Source organism: Rhizobium sp. 05L419, from assembly GCF_056397845.1.
The window spans coordinates 48,137-67,125 of the sequence record NZ_JBFTOF010000028.1 but is presented as its reverse complement, the minus strand read 5'-3'; the positions used below and the strand labels follow the sequence as shown (position 1 = coordinate 67,125).

Below are 18,989 nucleotides of genomic sequence, written 5' to 3'. Positions count from 1 at the left end.
CCTCAGTTCACCAGATGCTAAAGACGCTCGACCAAATTGGATTGATCCAAAAGCAACCAGGCCAGGCGCGCAGCATCCAACTGCTTGTCCCGCCTCAAGAACTGCCAATCCTCGGCATAGACAACCCGTCATAATCTCTGAGACGAAACGCTAGTCGGCGGCTTCGCAATTCAGTGCCGCCGACCTACTGCGGGACGTCGGCGATGAGCTCGCGTCGGGTCAGTTTCAGGGTTCGGTCAGGCTGCAGAATGTAGGTCTCCAGCACCTTGGTTCCGCTCGAATCGTAGAACGAGTTTTGGAGGACGCTGCCGGGGGGAGATTTGGTCAGCTTGGTGCGCGGCTGCCCATTGTACGTGATACTGCCGGGAATGGGCTTGACCTCGGTATCGCCCGTCGCAGGTATACGGAGGCTCCCTGCAACGAAATCCCGCCCCGCAGCGTTAGGCAGTATAGAAATACGCTCGGAGGCGACCATGGTATTGCGATTTCAGACGTCCGAGGACCATGGTGATTGCTGTGGCCGCGGCTATAGCTTGGCATCGACGCAGGCCTCCTAGCGCAGGACCTCGATTCCACCGAGATTACCGTCACCATCCTTGGGCCCTATCATCCTTGGGCCCTATGTTGTCCTGGAGGCTTCGTCTGCGCCGGGAACGACATCGCCCGAGCAATCGAGATTGCTGAGGACGTCGTGGGCAAGGGCGATGTTCAGGCCCCGATGCTGCGTCGATGACGTACCGATTCGGGGAGGCTGGGCTTGGTGCGGATAGCCGCAATCATGAGGTCCCTTACGTCGGTCCGATGACGCTCATACTCCCTTCCCAGACCTTGAGCTACCCAAAGTATGCGAAAGAGGTAGCGGGCAGGCGGAACTAAACTTGGTATTTATTAGTTATTGCTTAAACCAAGCACGGGAGAAGGGAATGAAACGCTTTCTTCGATTTGGAATGCCAGTTTTCGCATTGGCCACTGGCGCGTTTGCCCTGCCTGCTTCGGCTTCGTTGGAGTTCACCAGCGACTATTCCGCTCTCTCGCACGACGATGTTGCATTGGCGGAATATGCTGGGGCTGTCTGTGCCCCACCAAGCGCGCACTACGTTCCCTCGTTCATCCGCACACTCGACGGCACAATCATCGGCGTCGGCTACGTGGAAGTCGAAAGCGCGGCATCAGGTTGTTGAGAACCGTTTAGATATTGTTGACCACGAGCTCTATCCGAAATCCTGCAATTCCATCTGCGGCTGCGGCAGAGCCAAGGTTCGGCGTCGGCTATGAGGCGGTAAGTATTTGGTTCTTTGAGGAAACCGACGAGGCTCGTCTGCTTGTTTCGAAGCAGAGGGTGACGAGCCTCTGACCATCATCATGATGGCTGACGATGTTCTATTGCGGTGCAGCCGCGCATGACAACGCCTTTTTTCCGAGCCCCACGACAAGCTCCGGCGAGGGTTAAGCAAAAACAAACCATCGCGTTGATTCGATACACTTCTCAAGAAAAGCAAGACTGGCCCGCTCGAATCCGGCTCAATGAACCCGGAGTTTTGCTTCCTCAGCCGCAGCCACGAACTCGGCCCGCGCTTCTTCAAGGCTCTTGCGGCCGTCAAGAGCCGCACGGCACGTGCTTCTTGCCTTCAGATACCGCAGGCCCCGCACGCTGGGCCAAAGTTCGGTCAGGCACTTCAGCGCGTCGAACGGCCCCAAAACCGTACGCGCCTCGGCGGCTTCAAAGCCCACATGGATCGGATTATTCCACTTTTCGCTGGCCATCGGCGCACTCCTCCATTGTTTACGCCAAAATACGCATAGCGCTCTGATCGCTCCTCCTGCGAACAGTGCAAGTGTATTTTAGCTATAATTTAGAAACCCGCAAACGGGAAAAGCACCGAGCATCCGAAGGGTGGAGATGGGAAAATTGCGCGTCTGCGCATGACCCCGGCCTCAGATCTGTTCCAGGCCGTATCCGGTGCAGATGCAGCGGTGTCGTTAATCACATACGCGGGTCGTTTTCGTCAGGACACGGGTCGTGACTTTGTTACACGACTGTCTTCGTCCTGCAATCGTACCGTACGGGATGGCGGCAGTCCCAATCACGCGGATGAGCTCTCGGGCGGCAGATGGCCTGATGGCGATTTCTCTCGAAAGCCGGGCACCCATCCGCGGGTCATGCCGCGGCTCATTACGCCTTCGGTCAGCACGAGTTGCCGACGCAGATAGAGGATGTCTTCAAGCAGAGTGGCAATGGTGGCCCGCGGGTCATCGTCGTGCCAGGCCAGCGCCGCCTCGATTTGCCGATGTGGACCTGTTGCGGGCGCGAGTTTTTCTTCTGCACGCATGCGCAGCTCCTTCCATCAACAATGGCTGTCAGGCCGCGTTGAGATCGGCGATTTCGCCGTGTTGTGCCAGCAGGCGGGGGGACGTCATGTCGCCGCTTTCCTCGTCGACCATGACCGCATAGGCAGCAACACCGACGAAGCGGGCCGCCATCGACAACGCAATCTTCTCCGCACTGACAGCATTCGACGCCTGCCGCATCTCGCCCGGAACGATATTTCCGCGGTTCTTCTTGTAGGGCAAGATGATGAACTTTTCAGACATCGACATGGCATTTATCCTAATTTGTTCACAATATGTTCCGTTCCGTAAACGAAGTCAATGCCCCGTGACGGCATCCGTCTGCGCAAGATCGGCGCGCCTAGGGAACGGATTTTTCCATGCGGAAGTTCGTCAACGTCAGGCCGCGCTTTTCCACCGTCTGGCGGGCGAGCACGACGAACCCCCTGCCTTCGAAGAAAGGCTTGGCCGTCAGACTCGCTTCCGTAAAGACGCGCCTGAGACCCCGCACCACCGCTTCCGCCTCCACCGTTGCCAGCAGGAGGCTGGCTGCACCGATGCCCTGATAAGCTGGGTGCACAAACATCATGTCCAGATGTCCGTCAGGCTCCAGATCGGAAAAACCGATGGCGACGCCACTGCGCTCGGCGATCCAGGTCGGCCTGCTCGATCTGCGTCTCGCCCATTCCTCGCGGTCGTCCACCTGAGCCCAGGCATCGACCTGGGCTTGCCTATAATCCTTCGAGGCGACCTCCCGGATCGCCCGGAGAAATATGTCTATCGTCGCATGGCAATCCGCCGCGACATAAGGCCTGACGGTAAGTGTGCTCATCGAAACGCCGCGTTCATTGCCGTTCATCGTTTATCTTTCTTCGGCGCCGAGACGATGTGTCCTCGGGAACGCGAGGATGGGCAAGATATCTTCTGCCAGAACCACTTTCCCTATCAACTGAAGCGGGCGCATGTACGCGCGCCGCCGCGAGGGTCGCGCCATAAACAATTTGCTTAACGAGGAAAACTGGTGCTGCCGAGTGGGATTGAACCACCGACCTCACCCTTACCAAGGGTGTGCTCTACCACTGAGCTACGGCAGCGAGGACCAGACGCGCAACCGAACCGGCTGCATTGCGTGAACGGGGGGGCTATTGCCACAGCTTCATGGCAAGCGCAAGCCGCAATTTCCATCTTCGCATAGAATAAGCTGATGGCACTTTTGAATCCGTTCAAATTCGGGTAAGCCTGCGGCATGAGCGAAGACACTGAAAAAGCCCAGACAACCCGCAAAGCCGAGATCGAACGTCAAGCGAAATTGCGCCGCGACCGGGCTGCAGAAAAACTTCGGGAAAATCTCTCACGTCGCAAACAGCAGACGCGCGCGCGCCGATCGGGGCAGGCGGATGAGACAAATGGACTGCCTGCCGCAAAAATGGACGAATCGTAATGTTCGGTCCGCGACGAATTGAAGCGTTCTCTAAATTCGTCTAAACACCCGCATCCTTTTAAAAGACAGCCTTTCAGAAAGGCGGGCCTCGCCCGTAAGAGCACATGGATCGTATTAGAATTGTTGGCGGTAATGAGCTCAATGGCATCATTCCGATTTCCGGTGCCAAGAATGCCGCCCTGCCGCTGATGATCGCCTCGCTGCTCACCAGCGATACGCTGACGCTCGAAAACGTGCCGCACCTTGCCGACGTCGAGCTGCTGATGCGCATTCTCGGCAATCATGGCGTCGATGTTGCGGTCAATGGCCGCCGTGAACGCCAGGACGATGCGTATTCGCGCACCATCCACTTCACCTGCCGCACCATCGTCGACACCACCGCACCTTACGAGTTGGTGTCGAAGATGCGCGCCTCCTTCTGGGTGATCGGCCCGCTGCTCGCGCGTGAAGGCCAATGCCGCGTGTCGCTGCCGGGTGGCTGCGCCATCGGTACGCGTCCGGTTGATCTGTTCCTCGATGGCCTGGCGGCACTCGGCGCCAACCTCGAAATCGACAGCGGCTACATCAATGCCACGGCGCCGAAGGGCGGCCTGATCGGCGCGCGCTATACCTTCCCGAAGGTTTCCGTTGGCGCAACGCACGTCATGTTGATGGCGGCGACGCTTGCTCGCGGCACCACGGTCATCGGCAACGCCGCTCGCGAACCCGAGGTTGTCGATCTCGCCAACTGCCTGATCGCCATGGGCGCCAAGATCACCGGTGCAGGCACGAGCACGATCACCATCGATGGCGTCACGTCGCTGTCCGGCGCACGCCACCGCGTTCTCCCGGATCGCATCGAGACGGGCACCTATGCCATGGCTGTCGCCATGGCAGGCGGCGACGTTACGCTCGAGAACACTGATGTGGCGCTGCTCGACACGGCGCTGGAGACGCTTCGCCGCGCCGGTGCCGAGATTTCACCGACCAGCAACGGCATGCGTGTTCGCCGCAACGGCGCCGGCATCCGACCGGTCGATATCGTCACCGATCCTTTCCCCGGCTTTCCCACCGATCTTCAGGCGCAGTTCATGGCGCTGATGACGCGGTCGTCGGGTATTTCGCACGTCACCGAGACGATCTTTGAGAACCGTTTCATGCACGTGCAGGAACTGGCCCGGCTGGGCGCGAAGATCTCGCTCTCCGGTCAGACGGCCAAGATCGAAGGCGTGTCGCGGCTGAAAGGCGCGCCAGTCATGGCGACCGATTTGCGTGCTTCCGTTTCGCTCGTCATTGCGGGCCTTGCGGCCGAGGGCGAGACGATGGTGTCGCGCGTCTACCACCTCGACCGCGGCTTCGAACGCCTGGAAGAGAAGCTCACCCGCTGCGGCGCAATCGTCGAACGCGTCAGCGAATAGACAAAGGGCGCGCCTCCTGGGGCGTGCACTGCATATCCCGGTTGCGCATCGCACTGTCGCGCCTTATGTCCGTTGTCTGACGGCATCGCCACCCCGGCGATGCCCTTGTCAATGGGGGTGCAGCCTGAATGACCGACCTGAAGCTTGTTGCGCTTGATAGCGAAGACCTTGCCGTCGTTTCAGCACACATACAGGATAGCGTCTTCAAGGTTGCGGATATCGCGTGGTCACCGCGCGACGCGCAGTTTTCCATCGCGGCCAATCGCTTCGTATGGGAAGAGGCCGGCAAGAAGCGCAAGGGCTTCGAGCGTCGCCGGACTGCGCTCGCCTTCAAGCGCGTGCTGGCCGTGCGTTCCACCGGAATCGACCGCAAGAACCGCGACGACGTCCTGTCTCTGCTCGCGGTCCGCTTCGAACCGAAGGGCGAGGGACCGGAAGGCATCGTTGAACTCGCGCTCGCAGGCGCTGCGACCATCGCGCTTGATGTCGAATGCATCGAAGTTCAGCTTGCGGATATCGGTGGAGCGTGGGAAACCGCATCCAAGCCGCGCCATCCTGGCGCCTAGTCTCAGTGAATCGAGAACGGAAGAGGAGATCGGCGTTGGCAATCTGGCTGGATCAGACATCGCAAGGCTTTGAGCAGCGTTTTGCGGCTTTCCTGACCACGAAGCGTGAGGTGTCCGAGGATGTGAACGCCGTTGTGCGCGCCATCATCGATGACGTCCGCGCCCGCGGCGATGTGGCCCTGGCCGAGTATTCGAAGAAGTTCGAGGGGATCGATTTCGCCATCACGCCGATGCGCGTCAGCGAGGCCGAGATCGATGCCGCTGTCGAAGCGGTTCCCGCCGAAGTGCTTGGCGCGCTCAAGGTGGCCGCCGTCCGCATTGAATCGCATCACCGCCGCCAGCTGCCGAAGGACGATATCTACGAAGACGACATGGGTGTTAGTCTCGGCTCGCGCTGGACGGCGATCGAGGCGGTCGGTCTCTACGTCCCGGGCGGCACGGCGAGCTATCCGAGCTCGGTGCTGATGAATGCCGTGCCCGCCAAGGTCGCAGGCGTCGATCGCATCGTCATCGTGGTTCCGGCAGCAGGCGGTCAGGTCAATCCTGCGGTGCTGGCGGCTGCAAAGCTTGCCGGCGTGACGGAGATCTATCGCGTCGGCGGCGCCCAGGCCATCGCGGCACTTGCCTACGGCACGGAGACGATTGCGCCGGTCGCCAAGATCACCGGCCCCGGAAACGCCTACGTGGCTGCCGCCAAGCGCCACGTCTTCGGAACCGTCGGCATCGACATGATCGCCGGTCCTTCGGAGGTGCTCGTGATTGCCGATAAGGACAATAATCCGGATTGGATCGCGGCCGATCTCCTGGCTCAGGCCGAGCATGACGCAAGCGCGCAGGCAATCCTCGCCACCGATGATGCGGAGTTCGCCAAGTCGGTCGAGGCTGCGGTCGAACGCCAGATGAAGACGCTGAACCGTGCCGAGACGGCAACGGCGAGCTGGCGCGATTTCGGCGCGATCATCCTCGTGAAAAACCTGAAGGACGCCATTCCGCTCGCCAACCGCATTGCGCCCGAGCACCTGGAACTTGCCGTTGCCGATCCCGACGCGCTGCTTGACGGCATCCGCAACGCCGGCGCGATCTTCATCGGCGCGCATACGCCCGAAGTGATCGGGGATTATGTCGGCGGATCGAACCATATATTGCCGACGGCGCGCTCGGCCCGGTTCTCGTCGGGGCTCTCGGTCCTCGACTTCGTCAAGCGCACGTCGATCCTGCGCCTTGGTCCCGAGCAGCTTCGCATGCTGGGTCCGGCGGCGATTGCGCTTGCCGTTTCCGAAGGTCTCGACGCACATGCGCGATCGGTTGCGATCCGCCTCAATCTGGAGAGGTAAGGCATGGCGGGCGACTTCCGGCTTTGCGACGTCGTCCTGGACGACACCATCGGCCGATCGACGCCCGATGTCGAGCATGAGCGCGCCGTCGCCATCTTCGATCTCATCGAGGAGAATACCTTCACACCCATCGGCCACGCCGGGGGGCCCTACCGGCTGAACATTTCGCTGGTCGATGCCAAGCTCGTCTTTTCGATTGCGACTGATGTCGGCGATGCTGTTGCCACCCACATTCTGTCGCTGACCCCGTTTCGGCGCATCGTGAAGGACTACTTCATGATCTGCGAAAGCTATTATGAGGCGATCCGTTCGGCCTCGCCGAGCCGCATCGAAGCGATCGACATAGGCCGGCGCGGTATCCACAACGAGGGTTCGCAGACGCTGAAGGACCGCCTGAACGGCAAGATCGACCTCGATTTCGACACCGCCCGCAGGCTCTTCACGCTGGTCTGCGTGCTCTACTGGCGTGGATGAGAACGATGGAAGAGGCAGGAAGCAAGGTCGAGGGGGCAAGGCCGGGCGCGATCCTCTTCATGTGCGGTATGAACGCCATTCGCTCCCCGATGGCCGAGGCGATAGCCCGTAGCCTTTTACCCGTTAACACCTATATACGGTCGGCAGGCGTTCGCGCCGGCGAGCGGGATCCGTTTGTCGATGTGGTGCTGGAGGAAATAGGTCTCTCGCTGGGGCGTCATCATCCCCATACGCTGGAAGAGCTCGAGGACGACTATTTCGATCTCATCATCACGCTGTCTCCGCAGGCCCACCACGCCGCGCTCGAACTCACGCGCTCGAGCGCCGTTGAAGTCGTCTACTGGCCGACCATGGACCCGACGGTCGCGCAGGGAACGCGAGATCAGATTCTGCACAGCTATCGCGAGGTACGAAACTCCCTCAGCGATCACATAGAGAGCCGGCTACTCAAGAGAAACGGTATTGCCGCACAATCGGCATGAAACAAATAACGGAAAGCCGATCAATTAGGTTCACAAACCTCCCCTGATTGTGTAGTTTCCGCGCAAATTTTGAGGCGGCCGCTGCCGTCATCTCAACCGACAGGAAGAAAACCCTTATATGCCTAAAGAAGAAGTCCTCGAATTTCCGGGTATTGTCACCGAACTTCTGCCGAACGCGACGTTTCGGGTAAAGCTCGAAAACGAACACGAAATCATCGCCCACACGGCCGGCCGCATGCGCAAGAACCGCATCCGCGTTCTGGCAGGCGACAAGGTTCTTGTGGAAATGACGCCTTACGACCTGACCAAGGGCCGCATCACGTATCGTTTCAAGTAGGCTCGGGCCCGAAGGCTCACAAGGCTTTCGCTCTCGTCTGCCCGGTGGTCGAGGTTCCATGACGCTCAAATTCAAGCTCATTCTGGCTTCCGGCTCACCCCGCCGCGTTGACCTGCTCAACCAGGCAGGGATCGAACCGTCGCGCCTGATGCCGATGGACATCGACGAGGCCCCGAAGAAGTCGGAGCATCCGCGCTCGCTCGCCCGCCGGCTCTCGACCGAGAAGGCGGAGGCGGCCCTTGCTGCGATCAAGGGCGATTTGACGTGGAAGGGCAGCTATATCCTTTCTGCTGACACTGTCGTTGCGGTCGGTCGCCGCATTCTCGGCAAGGCAGAGTTCGCCGACGAGGCGTCTGCCTCGCTCCACCTGCTCTCCGGCCGCAGTCATTGGGTCTACACCGGCGTCTGCCTGGTGACGCCCGACCGCAAGGTTCGCCAGAAGATCGTCGAGACCAAGGTACGTTTCAAGCGCCTGTCCGGTTTCGAGATCGAAAACTATCTGGCCTCGGGCCAGTGGCGGGGCAAGGCCGGCGCCTACGGCATTCAGGGGCTGGCCGGCACCTTCGTACAGAAAATGGTCGGATCCTACACCAATGTCGTTGGGCTGCCACTTTATGAGACCATTTTGCTTCTGACCGGCGAGGGCTTCGATGTCCACAGCCGGTGGCCCGAGGGCTGAGGCCGGCGGGCGAGAAATCCCGAAGGACGGACCATGTTTGACGAAAAGAAAACCAGCGCCAAAGTCGAGCCGCTGCGCAAGACGCGGCCTTGCCCGGAATGCGGCAAGTCTTCGCACCGCGAACACTATCCTTTCTGCTCGAACCGCTGCCGCGAGATCGATCTTTCTCGCTGGCTGACAGGCTCGTACGCCATCCCCGTTGTCGACGATGAGACGAAGGCGGAGTACCCCGACGAGGATTGAGCAATCTTTTCCACAGGGAAGCCATTAATTTTGCTCGTGAATCTGGAAAATTCCGCAGCCTGTCAAAAAACTCTCATTTGACGCTTGCCATGGCCGAACAAGATGCTATAACCCCGCTCGCTTCCGGGGTGAACCAAGCCCCCGCAGTTCTTCGTAGCGAGAACTGTGACGAAGTCGGTTAGCCCAGATAGCTCAGTTGGTAGAGCAGCGGATTGAAAATCCGCGTGTCCGTGGTTCAAATCCGCGTCTGGGCACCACTCCTAACGCCTCCATCCAGTCCGGTTGTGTTTCTGTTTTATCGAGTGTTGAATTTTCGGTGAAACGGCATCGGCACGAGCGTTCCTCGTCCGGATACCAAGCAAAGAGCGAGATGCCATGCCCAAGAAGGAAAAGCTCGAACATTCCGAATTCGCCGGTGAATTTACCGATGACGATGTCACGGTACTCGTTGACATCTTCCGGCCCTCAGGAACCAACGGCGACTGGACGATGCAGGTCATCACGCAGGACGAGGACCTGATCGAGTGGGAAGAATCCTTCGCGACCGACCGCGAAGCCTTCGATGAATTTCTTGCGACTGTTGAGCGCGACGGCATCAGAACATTTCTCGATGACGCGGACCCATCCGTCCATTGAGCACGCCAGCTGCGCCTGATGTCGCAATTGCGCAACAATATGTCGCGTATGAGAACTCTCGAAAATAATCCGAAACTAAAGTGGGCCACACCGAAAGAATAGTGCGCGTGAATCGCGCCGGGAACAGCACACATGAAGGCGTCGGAATACAGAGCCGCACTTGCGGTCCTAGGGCTGACTGCGTCTGCCGTAGAGAAGCTGTTTGGGGTAGATCAGTTGACAAGCCGCCGATGGGCCTCTGGTGAGCAGGATGTGCCGCGTGCCGTCGCGCTGTGCCTGCTGCTGATGGCTTCGCACGACACGTCGGTGATCCAGGCCCAAATACTGGCTGATGGGGTCGACACACGATTCGCCAGGTCGGCCTAGACCAGACTGCGAACATACCAGGCCAAGAGAGAGCGATGCTGCCCGTGAATTTCAGGCGGCCGTCGTTTGCCCCATCTCTCGGAGGATCTCGAGAAGGCTTCTTGCCTCGTCGTTGGCAGCAAGCATCCGCAGGCGGTCTTCCGCGAGGCAAAGGATTGCTTGGATGCTTTCCAGCTCGCTCCAGCCCGCGGCCGTAGACGCGGCGACAAAGTCCTGAAAGGCGAACTGCATCGCGTCTTGGCAGCGCAACGCACGGTCCGGATCGTCGCCGGCGACAAAGGGCCCGTAGATGTCTCTCATCTCACCTCTCCGCATATCCGCATAGGAATCACAATGGTCGATAGAGTTTAAGAAACTGCTGATGCAGTCGCATCACCGTTCCCCGATGGTCAAGGGTGCAACACGTCAGTATAGATAGAGCGCTAAATCCATGTCGGCCATTCTCAATTTATCAGAACGATGTTAATACTGCCCTGCAAAAAATGGAGGGGAATGTCTATGCCACGCATTGCGCAACTATACTTCAAGACTGCAGTTCTGTTCCTGATCATCGGGATCGGCATGGGGTTGAACATGGCGATTTCACAAGACCACAGCGTCATCGGCGCTCACGCGCACTGTAATCTGCTGGGCTGGGTGACGATGGCGATTTTCGGCGGCTATCACGCGCTCAATCCGCGCAAGGCCGAACGCCGCCTCGCCATGATCCAGTATTGCGTCTACACCGCCGGCGTCGTGCTGATGGTGCCGAGCCTGTACCTGATGCTGCTTGGCAATGCCGCGATGGAACCGATCGTCGCTATTTCGTCGATCATCACGTTCATCGGCGTACTGCTCTTTGCCTTCATAATCTTCTCAGGCGAGGAAGTGGCGGTAACGCCCTCGGCGCAATCCTATCGATGAGCGCCGCCGAATAGCTATGTCTTAGCGCTGGCGGTGCTCTCCCGCGAGGCAGAGGACCGTCCACCGTTACTAGTGCACGATCTGAATGCGAATTTGCTCTTTCGCCGCATAGGAATGGCAGTCGGTCGCCGCATCGCCGACAAATATCACGTCGCCATCTGAATCGAAGAGGCCCCAGCAGGGCTCGTCATCGACGTACACTTTCCTGACGTAGCCGAACGGTTCGGCATCGAAAAAAACGTTGGGTGCATCTGCAACAGTTTCAAGTTCTCGCATGGACAGCTCCGATGAGTCGCTTCTGTATTAGTGCATGCGTATATTGCATTCTGAAGCTGACGCGGAGCTATCCCGAAAAATAGGGAGGGGAAACTGAGGTTGACGTTCGGGCATACTGCGATCTGCGAATCGTTCGGACAATGCGGTCAGTCTCATCGGCTGCCCCAGTCTCCCGAATTCCATGACGCTATCAAGCGGTCTCCAAGGCACCACCAAGTGCGTTGCGCGTGGCCGATGAAATCCCTATCTAGGGTCGGAATTCATCATTGAAGGATTGTCCCATGGCCGATTTGAAGGCTCGTCACCGTCCCGTTGGCGCCACCGCCGTTCTCGGTCGCACCGGCTTCCCGCACGTCACTTCAGCCACCAAGGGCGAACTCGACATCGTCACGGGACCATCGCAGCCCGGGTTCAATCCGCTGGACCTGCTCTATTCGTCGCTGTCTGCGTGCCTCGTCCTCAGTGCCCGCATCGCGGCCAGTCAGCTCGGCGTTCTCGACCGGATCACCGAGATCACCGTTGACGTGACGGGTGAGAAAGCAACCGAAGGGCTCTCGCGAGTGCAGAAGTTCAACATTGCCTTTTCCATCAAGGGCGATCTCGATGAGGAGATGCGCCTGAAGATCGCACATGCTGCGGAAGACGAGATTTGCACGGTGAGTAACACCATCCGCGGAAATCCGGAGTTTTCGACCGTCATATCGGGTTGATTGATGCCTTGTTGCTGCGCCGGCACGGCAATTTGCCGTGCGTTGCGGATTTTGCATGCGGCTGTCGCTCTGCGACTATTCTCGACAGGTGGCTTCTGTTAATCGGCTGCTGGAAGGCGCCCTACGCAACCGAAGTGGCGCGGAAAGCATCGGAAATATGTCGCAGGCCCCTTCCGCCGTTACACAGCCCGCTCCGGCCAATCGATTTGCCCTGGCTGCCCTGGTTCTGGGTGGTGCGGCAATAGGCGGCTCGCCGATCTTTGTGCGCCTTTCGGACGTGGGTCCGATGGCCACTGCCTTCTGGCGCGTGGCTTTGGCGCTGATCCCGATCTTCATCTTCTCGCTCGTCAAAGGCAGCGACGCAGGCCCGAAGCCGCAGAAGCTGAAGGACTATGGAATGCTGATCCTGCCGGGCGTCATTCTCGCGATGGACCTTGCGTCTTGGCATCTCTCCATCACGATGACATCGGTTGCCAATGCGACGCTGCTTGCCAATCTGGCGCCTGTCTTCGTCGCTGGGATCGGCCTTCTGCTCTTCCACGCGACCGTGACGCGCGTCTTCCTGTTTGGATTGGCGCTTGCGCTTGCGGGCGTCGTCATTCTGAAGGGCGGCCCGGCAGCTCTCGGCAATGGCGACTTGCGGGGCGATGGTATCGCAGTCGTCGCTGCCATGTTCTACGCAGGCTACATTCTTGCAATCGGCAAGCTCCGCAGCCGCTTCGACACGATTCGCATCATGCTCTGGAGCACGGCGTCGGCCGCCGTCTGCGTGTTCCCGCTGGCCTTTTTCTTCGAGGGCAGCATGTTGCCGGCAACGGCGCACGGATGGGCCATGGTTTTCGGCCTGGCTTTCGTCAGCCACGCAGGTGGCCAGGTGGCGATCACCTATGCGCTAGCGTATCTGCCGCCGGCTTTCTCGTCGCTGACGCTTCTGCTGCAGCCGGTCGTGGCTGCAATCCTCGCCTGGATTCTGCTGAGCGAGCCGCTCGGGCCGATGCAGGCGGTCGGCGGCATGGTGGTGCTCGCCGGGATTCTGGTGGCCCGGCGAGGCTGATTGCGTTCAGGCAACCACGGCCCGCTCGACCCGGCGCGCGTCGAGGATGGCCAGTGCATCATCGACTGTGGGTGCAAGGGCCGCCCTGTCGCTGTTGCATGTGCCCCAAGCCTCGATGAAGCTGCTGGTCTTGCCGTAGCTGTTGTCCAGTACACAATGATCGGCACCGATCAGCACGGACATGATGTGTCCGTGCATGCGGTCGGTGATCACTTGCCGTGCCGAACTCAGGAGCGCCACGCCGCGATCGAAACGCTGCTGCGCCCGTTCGCGATAGGCAAGCTCGGTCATCCTTGCGCGACCGCCGATGCGGCCGGTCATCAGACCCTTGAGGATGGCGGCATGCTTGGTCTGCCGCTGGAAGTCCGCGGGGTCGTCCGTCCAGTCGGACTTCACGGTACCGGGACGGATCGTCGCCGCCGTCAGATCCTGTGCTGCGCCGACCTCCACATCATCGCGAAGGTTGAGCAGCAGTTCGTGCTGCGGTGCAGGGCGTTTCACCGGGCCGATGCAGAACGCAATGTCGGGGCACATGCGCACCTCGCACTGGAACCACAGCCGGGCAAATTCGAAGCTTTTCTTGTCCCGCACGAGCAATGTGAAGTTGCCGTGCTTTTCGATGGCGCGTGCCATGCTGTCGATGTTTTCCTGCGCGCGGAACTGCAGTGTCTGCGGCATCTGCACGATGGGTCGGCCTTGGTACTGAGCAAGCAGGTATTCACGAAAGTTGCTGTAGTGCGGCCACACATCCCCGAAGTTCCCGCCGCCGTTGATGAAGATGCGCCCGTGACCGATCGCGGCATCCATGCGCTCGCCGTCGAAGGTGGACATCTCGCTGACATAGGACGGCCGCGCGCGTTGGCGCTCGAAATAGGCAAGAGCGCCGAGCCAGATGGCGCTGTCGCCGATATTGGTGTGGTTCGGGAAGTTCAGGAGCGCGAAACGTTCGGACGGATCGAAGAGGTCCGCGTGGCAATTGGTGATCAGGCCCTGGAGGCGATTGATCGTCATGGTGTTCGATTCAGGCATGGAAGGCTCCTTGTGTCACTGACAAGAGGTCTGCATGGAAGCTCATGTTCTCTGTGTATCGGCCTGTCTGCGCGATGGCAGCAAGGAGAGAGCGAGCGCGATATAGGGGCGAATGGCCGACCGGCCGAATGTCGGCAGGAAGGCGGCGTAGATCAAAGCGCCGAGACCGACGCTGAGGCCCAGGGAAAGCCACCGGTTCGAGACATGGGCGACGATGACGGGATGTGCTAGCCAGACGCAGACTGCCATGAGCGCTGCGCCGCAGAAGGGCACTGCAACGGCCTTGAAGGTGCCCTTGGCGTCAATGCCGGCATACTTGCTCAGCACATACTGCTGGTAAGGCATGGTCAGCCAGGCGCGCAGTGTATAGCCCGCAGCAACGGCGACCACGCCGTAGGGAACGAGCAGCCACGTTAGCACCAGCGTTGCGGCAAGCTGCAGCGCCGCCACCGAAAGGATAGATTCCGCCCGGTTGACGGCCGACAGCGCCGAGGACGCGAAGAAATTCATGACGAACGGCACCGACATCAGCACCAGCACCGTGGCTATGTCGCCGGCATTGCCCCACTTGTCGCCGAAAAGCAGCGCGATCATGTCGTTGGACAGTGCGCCGAAGCCGAGAAGCAGCGGGATGGTGCCAAGCGCCGCCGCGCCGACGATCTTGTTATAAGCATTGCGGAAGGCCACCCGGTCGTTCTGCAGCCGCGACAGCGTCACCAGAGCCACGCTGCCGATCGGCGCGAGCACGGCTTGGCCGATCAATTCGATCAGCCGCCAAGCGATGCGATAGCGCCCGACCTCGACCGGTCCGTACCAGCGCGAGATGAAGATGTCCTGCACGCGGGCGAGCAGCATCCACATCAGCTGCGTGACGACGAGGCTGATGCTGAACAGAAATACCGAGCGGAACAACGGGACGTTGAACCGGAATTTCGGCATCCAGGGATAGGCCACCCAGCCGAGCAGCACCGTTACCACGGCGTTGACCGCAGTTTGGGCGACGAGCGCCCAGACACCCCAGCCGAGGTAGGCGCAGACGACGGCGGTGATGCCGGAAAGCAGGCTGGCGGCGATCGCCTGTGCCGCGAGGTTCTTGTGACCGAATTCACGCGCAAGGCGCGCGTTATGAATGACGGCGAGCGAGGACACCGGCAGCAATGGCGCCAGCCAGCGCAAGATGCCCGCGACGGAGGGATCCCGGACCAGATCGCCATAGTAGGGGGCAAACACGAACACGGTGGCCCCCACCATGCCGCTGAAGGCAATCGTCGCCCAGAAGGCGGTGTCGGCGAGCTCTTCGTCAAGGTCGAGTTGTCGGGTGATGGCATCGCCCAGTCCCGCATAGGCGAGAACGCGGCCGATCTCCACGAAAAGACTCGCCAGCGCAAAGGTCCCGAAATCGCCGGGACCGAGAATGCGCGCAAGGATGACGAAAATCACGAAAGTCGCGACTGTGCTCCAGGCAACGCGAATGACCGACCAGAGGACGGAGAGGGCGGTTTTCTTCTTAAGCTCGGCGCGGGCAATTGCCGTATCAGCCATTCACTGTCCAATCGAATAGGCGCGAGCAATCGCGCATTTGTCTGCAGGCGCAGAGGCCGGTTAAGCGGGGCGTCCCGACTTCTGGCCTCGCCAATAGGCGAGCATGCCGGTGAGATTGTCACGAAGCTGACTGCGATAGGTCAGGCCAAGCTCGTCGCTGAGCTTGCGCCGGCCGATCGCTTCCAGAACCGCCTGCCGGATATCCCAGCGCAGCATGCCGCGCATGTTGGAGCGGCGGTCGAACAGGTACTTGGCGTAGAGCGCGCCGTTGCCGAAGGCATAGCCGCTCTGGAGCTTCTTGACGTCGCCCAGTTCGCGGCGTCCGTGGAAATGCTTGACGGCAAAGTCTGGCAGATACTCCACGCGGATGCCGGCGTTGAAGGCGCGGTGTACGTAATCGGTGTCCTCGCCCGAGCGGAACGGCGAGCCGGCCCCGAAGCGGGTATCGAAGAGGCCCACGGTCTCGATCAGCGTGCGCGGAAAAGCCATGTTGGCACCGTGAATGAAGCCGCCGGCATGCAGGTCGCTGGTCAGCACCGCGGGCTCAAGCTCTGTCTTTATCGTCACCGGCAGGTCGCGTGCGTCTCCGAGCTCAATCCGGCCGCCACGCATGATAGGCTGCTTGTCGGCCGCAAAGAGCGACGCGAGCAGGCTGAAATAGTCGGCGAAGATCTCGCAATCGTCGTCGGTGAAGGCGAGGATGCGACCTCGCGCTGCCCTCATGCCGGCATTGCGTGCAACGGCGAGCCCCGCCGTCCCCTCATAGACAAGGTTGGTGCTGATCTGCGCGGTCTTCGCCCATTCGCGCACGAGGTCGGAGGTCGAATCGGTGGAACCGTTGTCGACGAAGACCAGTTCCAGTCTCAGGTAGCTTGCCTGGCGGGCGGCGATAGAAACGGCATCCAGGCAGTTCGTCAGTCCATATGCCCGATTTCTCGACGAGATGATCAGGCTGATGTCCACGGGCTGAGGAGGCATTCATTTTCCCCTTCTGCGATCGATGTTGAAGCGAGGATAGGGCGCGCATCCGGCCTCGACAAGAAACATTTTGCATTGCAGCAAAGCAGTACAGGAGGTTGAAAAAACAAAAGAATGTGGTGATTTCTTGCTTCATTATTATAAATCAGCGCTGACGGGTTTTAAATCCGAAACATCATGAATTTAAAGAATAGTAATTGTAATAATTCGTGTTCTCGTAATATTGTAACCGATTGATTGTTTGGTGGTTACCTATGTTTTCACGATCTCAATTCAGGATATACCTAGGAAATATGCATATTTATGTTCTGTCTGCGTCGGGTTCGTATGGCGGCGGGTCATTTACCAATTAAGGTTCTTCGCATTTGCGAAAAGCCTCATGCGGGAAAGATTAGTGTTTCAACCTGCCGGTCCCATCGGCAAAAATTGCYAGCCTGGCTCACGCTTTGCTGCCGCAGATCGGCGGCTGTCGCTTCCAGAAACAATGCCGAAGCAGTAGTCGAGCAGACGTTCGGCTCGGGAAACCATCACGCCAGAACGCCCGGTCGTCGGCAATGCTTCATCGTCCGCAGGCGAGGGCCACCTTAGACTTTGGAGCTTGCTTCCGGATACAGGCCCGTGCCGGATCATTACTCATCTTCGTTCAGCCATTTGCGGATAACAGGCACATCGGCGTCGCCGAGGTCGTGACCGCTGGGGATGACAGTCGAATCAACGGTGGCCCCTGAGCTCTTCAGGCGGGCTTCGAGGTCGGTGGCATATTTGCCGTAGGCATCCGTCTTGCCGCTGATGACAAGCAGGTCAGTGCCCTTGAGGTCGGCATGCGGAAAGTTGCTGAGAACTGGCATGGAGCGCAGAAGCACTGCTTTGTGCACCAGGTTCGGGTGGAGATAGAGCAACGAGTTCAGGAGATTTGCGCCATTGGAATAGCCGACGTAGACGAGCTTCTTCGGGTCCAGCCCATAGGATTTGACGGCCCCGTCGATGAACGCTGCGAAGGCTTCCGCCTCATTCTTGATGTCMTGTTGATCGAAGGAGAAGGGCGTGATGCGCTTGTACCAGCGCGGGATGCCTTCTTCGGTGGCGCGTCCACGCACGCCGAGGAGCGTGGCGCGAGGGGCAACCTGGTGCAACAGCGGCATGAGCGTTGTTTCGTTCCCGCCCGAACCGTGCAGCAACACCAGAACGCTGCCGTCCGGATCGGGCGGCGTGTAGAAGCGGTGCACGAAGGGCAGGTCCCGATAGTTGATGCGTGGTTCGCCAGGCATCGAAAATTGCGGCAGCACGACCTTCAGGTCCTTGAGATCCATGATGGCGTCCTTTGGGACGAAAAGCTTGCTACCGAGCGTGGCCTGCGGTTCGTCGACCGTCATGCCGGGCTTGTCCGTCGCCAGCTCGATCAGCGTTCCTCCCGGCTCGCGAACGTAGAGCGAGCGGAAATATCTGCGGTCATGCATGTTGGTTGCTGACGCACCCTCCTCTTCGAGGGTCTTGTGGACGCCGAGCAGTGCTCCGTCGTCGGCGGCCCGGAAGGCGACGTGATCGAACGTCCCCGTTCCCGGCGCGCCGGACCAGAACCCCTGCGCATTGCGGATATCGATGACATCGCCGGATTGCGAAACAAGCCTGTCTATATTGCCGCGGTTTTCCTGGAAACGGTAGCCGAAGTGGCTTTCCACGAACTTGCGGCTTTCCGCCGGCTTCTCCGTGAGCATCGTGGCGCCGCGTACCCGCTGGATTGCATGCTCGAGCGGAACGCCGGCGCCGTCCCACGCAGCCGGGGACTTGAGCTTCGGTGCGCCAGCAAGCTTGACGATGATATTGTCAGGATCCTTCAGCCGCAGAACCGGCTCACCGAATTCGTCCGCCGGACCTTCGGATCGCAGGCCGAAACCCATGGCGCGCGTCAGCCAGTAGCCGATGCTTGTCGGATCGATCGCCAGCGACAGTTCGCTCAGTTGGCCGAAGCCGGGGCGGCCCGGGGCACCGTCCTCCCAGACGAGGAATGTGACGAGCGATCCGGGTGTGCCCTCGGCGTCGCCGTAAAAGAGGTGGAGTTGCGTCGCGTCCTCGAAGCCGGCCGTCTGCTTGACCAGTCGCAGGCCGAGGAAGCCCGCATAGAAATCGACGTTTGCCTGCACCCTTCGGGTAAGAAGCGTGATGTGATGAATGCCAGATACCATAGGAAGCAGCCCGGATTGCATGGGGGACAGA

At 59.9% G+C, this 18,989-nt stretch carries 25 protein-coding genes and 2 tRNA genes; 15 read left to right on the top strand and 12 right to left on the bottom strand.

Going from position 1 to position 18,989, the window contains the following annotated elements; all coding sequences use genetic code 11:
• Positions 1–184: 184 nt before the first annotated feature.
• Positions 185–448: a hypothetical protein gene (locus tag AC1DMK_RS26235; protein ID WP_477863233.1), complete on the bottom strand. Its 264-nt coding sequence runs from the start codon at positions 446–448 to the stop codon at positions 185–187.
• A gap of 475 nt (positions 449–923) precedes the next feature.
• Here AC1DMK_RS26235 and AC1DMK_RS26230 point away from each other — a divergent pair, with 475 nt between their 5' ends.
• A complete protein-coding gene (locus AC1DMK_RS26230; RefSeq protein WP_037060799.1) occupies positions 924–1,181 on the top strand; it encodes a hypothetical protein in 258 nt (85 codons plus the stop codon).
• 340 nt (positions 1,182–1,521) lie between these two features.
• Here the strand turns inward: AC1DMK_RS26230 and AC1DMK_RS26225 are convergent, their stop codons facing one another.
• From AC1DMK_RS26225 to AC1DMK_RS26205, 5 genes are all read right to left on the bottom strand, one after another.
• Positions 1,522–1,764, bottom strand: coding sequence for a DUF982 domain-containing protein (locus AC1DMK_RS26225; RefSeq protein WP_477863225.1), 243 nt, complete (start codon positions 1,762–1,764; stop codon positions 1,522–1,524).
• A 320-nt stretch (positions 1,765–2,084) separates the two neighbouring features.
• Positions 2,085–2,330, bottom strand: a complete 246-nt coding sequence (locus AC1DMK_RS26220; protein ID WP_477863223.1) for a hypothetical protein — start codon at positions 2,328–2,330, stop codon at positions 2,085–2,087.
• Between the two features lie 28 nt (positions 2,331–2,358).
• Positions 2,359–2,598 carry a hypothetical protein gene (locus AC1DMK_RS26215; protein ID WP_477863221.1) on the bottom strand — a complete coding sequence of 80 codons (240 nt, stop codon included), beginning with the start codon at positions 2,596–2,598 and terminating at the stop codon, positions 2,359–2,361.
• 91 nt (positions 2,599–2,689) lie between these two features.
• Entirely contained in the window at positions 2,690–3,160 is a 471-nt protein-coding gene (locus tag AC1DMK_RS26210) for a GNAT family N-acetyltransferase (protein WP_037060972.1), read from the bottom strand.
• A gap of 187 nt (positions 3,161–3,347) precedes the next feature.
• Positions 3,348–3,422: transfer RNA gene (locus AC1DMK_RS26205), tRNA-Thr, on the bottom strand.
• A gap of 152 nt (positions 3,423–3,574) precedes the next feature.
• Here AC1DMK_RS26205 and AC1DMK_RS26200 point away from each other — a divergent pair.
• The 11 genes from AC1DMK_RS26200 (at position 3,575) to AC1DMK_RS26150 (ending at position 9,917) form a co-directional block, all read left to right on the top strand.
• Positions 3,575–3,769 (top strand): hypothetical protein, encoded by a 195-nt coding sequence (locus AC1DMK_RS26200; protein ID WP_037060802.1) that lies wholly within the window; start codon positions 3,575–3,577, stop codon positions 3,767–3,769.
• Between the two features lie 104 nt (positions 3,770–3,873).
• Positions 3,874–5,166 (top strand): UDP-N-acetylglucosamine 1-carboxyvinyltransferase, encoded by a 1,293-nt coding sequence (gene murA / locus AC1DMK_RS26195; protein WP_037060804.1) that lies wholly within the window; start codon positions 3,874–3,876, stop codon positions 5,164–5,166.
• A gap of 128 nt (positions 5,167–5,294) precedes the next feature.
• Positions 5,295–5,732, top strand: coding sequence for a DUF2948 family protein (locus AC1DMK_RS26190; RefSeq protein ID WP_477863219.1), 438 nt, complete (start codon positions 5,295–5,297; stop codon positions 5,730–5,732).
• Between the two features lie 35 nt (positions 5,733–5,767).
• Positions 5,768–7,066, top strand: coding sequence for a histidinol dehydrogenase (hisD, locus tag AC1DMK_RS26185; RefSeq protein WP_037060806.1), 1,299 nt, complete (start codon positions 5,768–5,770; stop codon positions 7,064–7,066).
• Between the two features lie 3 nt (positions 7,067–7,069).
• On the top strand, positions 7,070–7,540 hold the full coding sequence (locus AC1DMK_RS26180; RefSeq protein ID WP_037060807.1) for a UPF0262 family protein: 471 nt from the start codon (positions 7,070–7,072) through the stop codon (positions 7,538–7,540).
• On the top strand, positions 7,537–8,022 hold the full coding sequence (locus AC1DMK_RS26175) for an arsenate-mycothiol transferase ArsC (protein ID WP_477863215.1): 486 nt from the start codon (positions 7,537–7,539) through the stop codon (positions 8,020–8,022). Before AC1DMK_RS26180 ends, AC1DMK_RS26175 begins: the two co-directional genes overlap by 4 nt.
• A 118-nt stretch (positions 8,023–8,140) precedes the next feature.
• Positions 8,141–8,359: a translation initiation factor IF-1 gene (gene infA, locus AC1DMK_RS26170; RefSeq protein ID WP_003545338.1), complete on the top strand. Its 219-nt coding sequence runs from the start codon at positions 8,141–8,143 to the stop codon at positions 8,357–8,359.
• 58 nt (positions 8,360–8,417) lie between these two features.
• Entirely contained in the window at positions 8,418–9,038 is a 621-nt protein-coding gene (locus AC1DMK_RS26165; RefSeq protein ID WP_037060813.1) for a Maf-like protein, read from the top strand.
• Positions 9,039–9,071: 33 nt separating this feature from the next.
• Positions 9,072–9,281, top strand: a complete 210-nt coding sequence (gene yacG, locus AC1DMK_RS26160) for a DNA gyrase inhibitor YacG (RefSeq protein WP_037060816.1) — start codon at positions 9,072–9,074, stop codon at positions 9,279–9,281.
• A 181-nt stretch (positions 9,282–9,462) separates the two neighbouring features.
• Positions 9,463–9,538: transfer RNA gene (locus tag AC1DMK_RS26155), tRNA-Phe, on the top strand.
• 118 nt (positions 9,539–9,656) lie between these two features.
• Positions 9,657–9,917 carry a hypothetical protein gene (locus AC1DMK_RS26150; protein ID WP_037060819.1) on the top strand — a complete coding sequence of 87 codons (261 nt, stop codon included), beginning with the start codon at positions 9,657–9,659 and terminating at the stop codon, positions 9,915–9,917.
• Between the two features lie 417 nt (positions 9,918–10,334).
• Here the strand turns inward: AC1DMK_RS26150 and AC1DMK_RS26145 are convergent, their stop codons facing one another.
• On the bottom strand, positions 10,335–10,583 hold the full coding sequence (locus tag AC1DMK_RS26145; protein ID WP_037060822.1) for a hypothetical protein: 249 nt from the start codon (positions 10,581–10,583) through the stop codon (positions 10,335–10,337).
• A 198-nt stretch (positions 10,584–10,781) separates the two neighbouring features.
• On the opposite strand from AC1DMK_RS26145, the gene AC1DMK_RS26140 reads away from it, so the two are divergent.
• Positions 10,782–11,186 (top strand): hypothetical protein, encoded by a 405-nt coding sequence (locus tag AC1DMK_RS26140; protein WP_477863212.1) that lies wholly within the window; start codon positions 10,782–10,784, stop codon positions 11,184–11,186.
• Between the two features lie 69 nt (positions 11,187–11,255).
• Here the strand turns inward: AC1DMK_RS26140 and AC1DMK_RS26135 are convergent, their stop codons facing one another.
• Positions 11,256–11,462: a hypothetical protein gene (locus AC1DMK_RS26135; RefSeq protein ID WP_037060824.1), complete on the bottom strand. Its 207-nt coding sequence runs from the start codon at positions 11,460–11,462 to the stop codon at positions 11,256–11,258.
• 281 nt (positions 11,463–11,743) lie between these two features.
• Here AC1DMK_RS26135 and AC1DMK_RS26130 point away from each other — a divergent pair, with 281 nt between their 5' ends.
• Both AC1DMK_RS26130 and AC1DMK_RS26125 read left to right on the top strand, forming a co-directional pair.
• Entirely contained in the window at positions 11,744–12,172 is a 429-nt protein-coding gene (locus tag AC1DMK_RS26130) for an OsmC family protein (RefSeq protein ID WP_477863209.1), read from the top strand.
• A 157-nt stretch (positions 12,173–12,329) separates the two neighbouring features.
• Entirely contained in the window at positions 12,330–13,226 is an 897-nt protein-coding gene (locus AC1DMK_RS26125; protein WP_037060973.1) for a DMT family transporter, read from the top strand.
• A 6-nt stretch (positions 13,227–13,232) separates the two neighbouring features.
• Here the strand turns inward: AC1DMK_RS26125 and AC1DMK_RS26120 are convergent, their stop codons facing one another.
• The 4 genes from AC1DMK_RS26120 to AC1DMK_RS26105 all read right to left on the bottom strand — a co-directional run bounded on the left by AC1DMK_RS26120 (position 13,233) and on the right by AC1DMK_RS26105 (position 18,958).
• The gene (locus AC1DMK_RS26120; RefSeq protein ID WP_037060826.1) at positions 13,233–14,255 is read right to left on the bottom strand and encodes a polysaccharide pyruvyl transferase family protein; all 1,023 of its coding nucleotides are present in this window, start codon (positions 14,253–14,255) and stop codon (positions 13,233–13,235) included.
• 42 nt (positions 14,256–14,297) lie between these two features.
• The gene (locus AC1DMK_RS26115; RefSeq protein WP_477863207.1) at positions 14,298–15,797 is read right to left on the bottom strand and encodes a lipopolysaccharide biosynthesis protein; all 1,500 of its coding nucleotides are present in this window, start codon (positions 15,795–15,797) and stop codon (positions 14,298–14,300) included.
• A 60-nt stretch (positions 15,798–15,857) separates the two neighbouring features.
• Positions 15,858–16,775: a glycosyltransferase family 2 protein gene (locus tag AC1DMK_RS26110; protein ID WP_477863205.1), complete on the bottom strand. Its 918-nt coding sequence runs from the start codon at positions 16,773–16,775 to the stop codon at positions 15,858–15,860.
• Between the two features lie 629 nt (positions 16,776–17,404).
• Positions 17,405–18,958 (bottom strand): VOC family protein, encoded by a 1,554-nt coding sequence (locus tag AC1DMK_RS26105; protein WP_477863203.1) that lies wholly within the window; start codon positions 18,956–18,958, stop codon positions 17,405–17,407.
• Positions 18,959–18,989 lie beyond the last annotated feature (31 nt).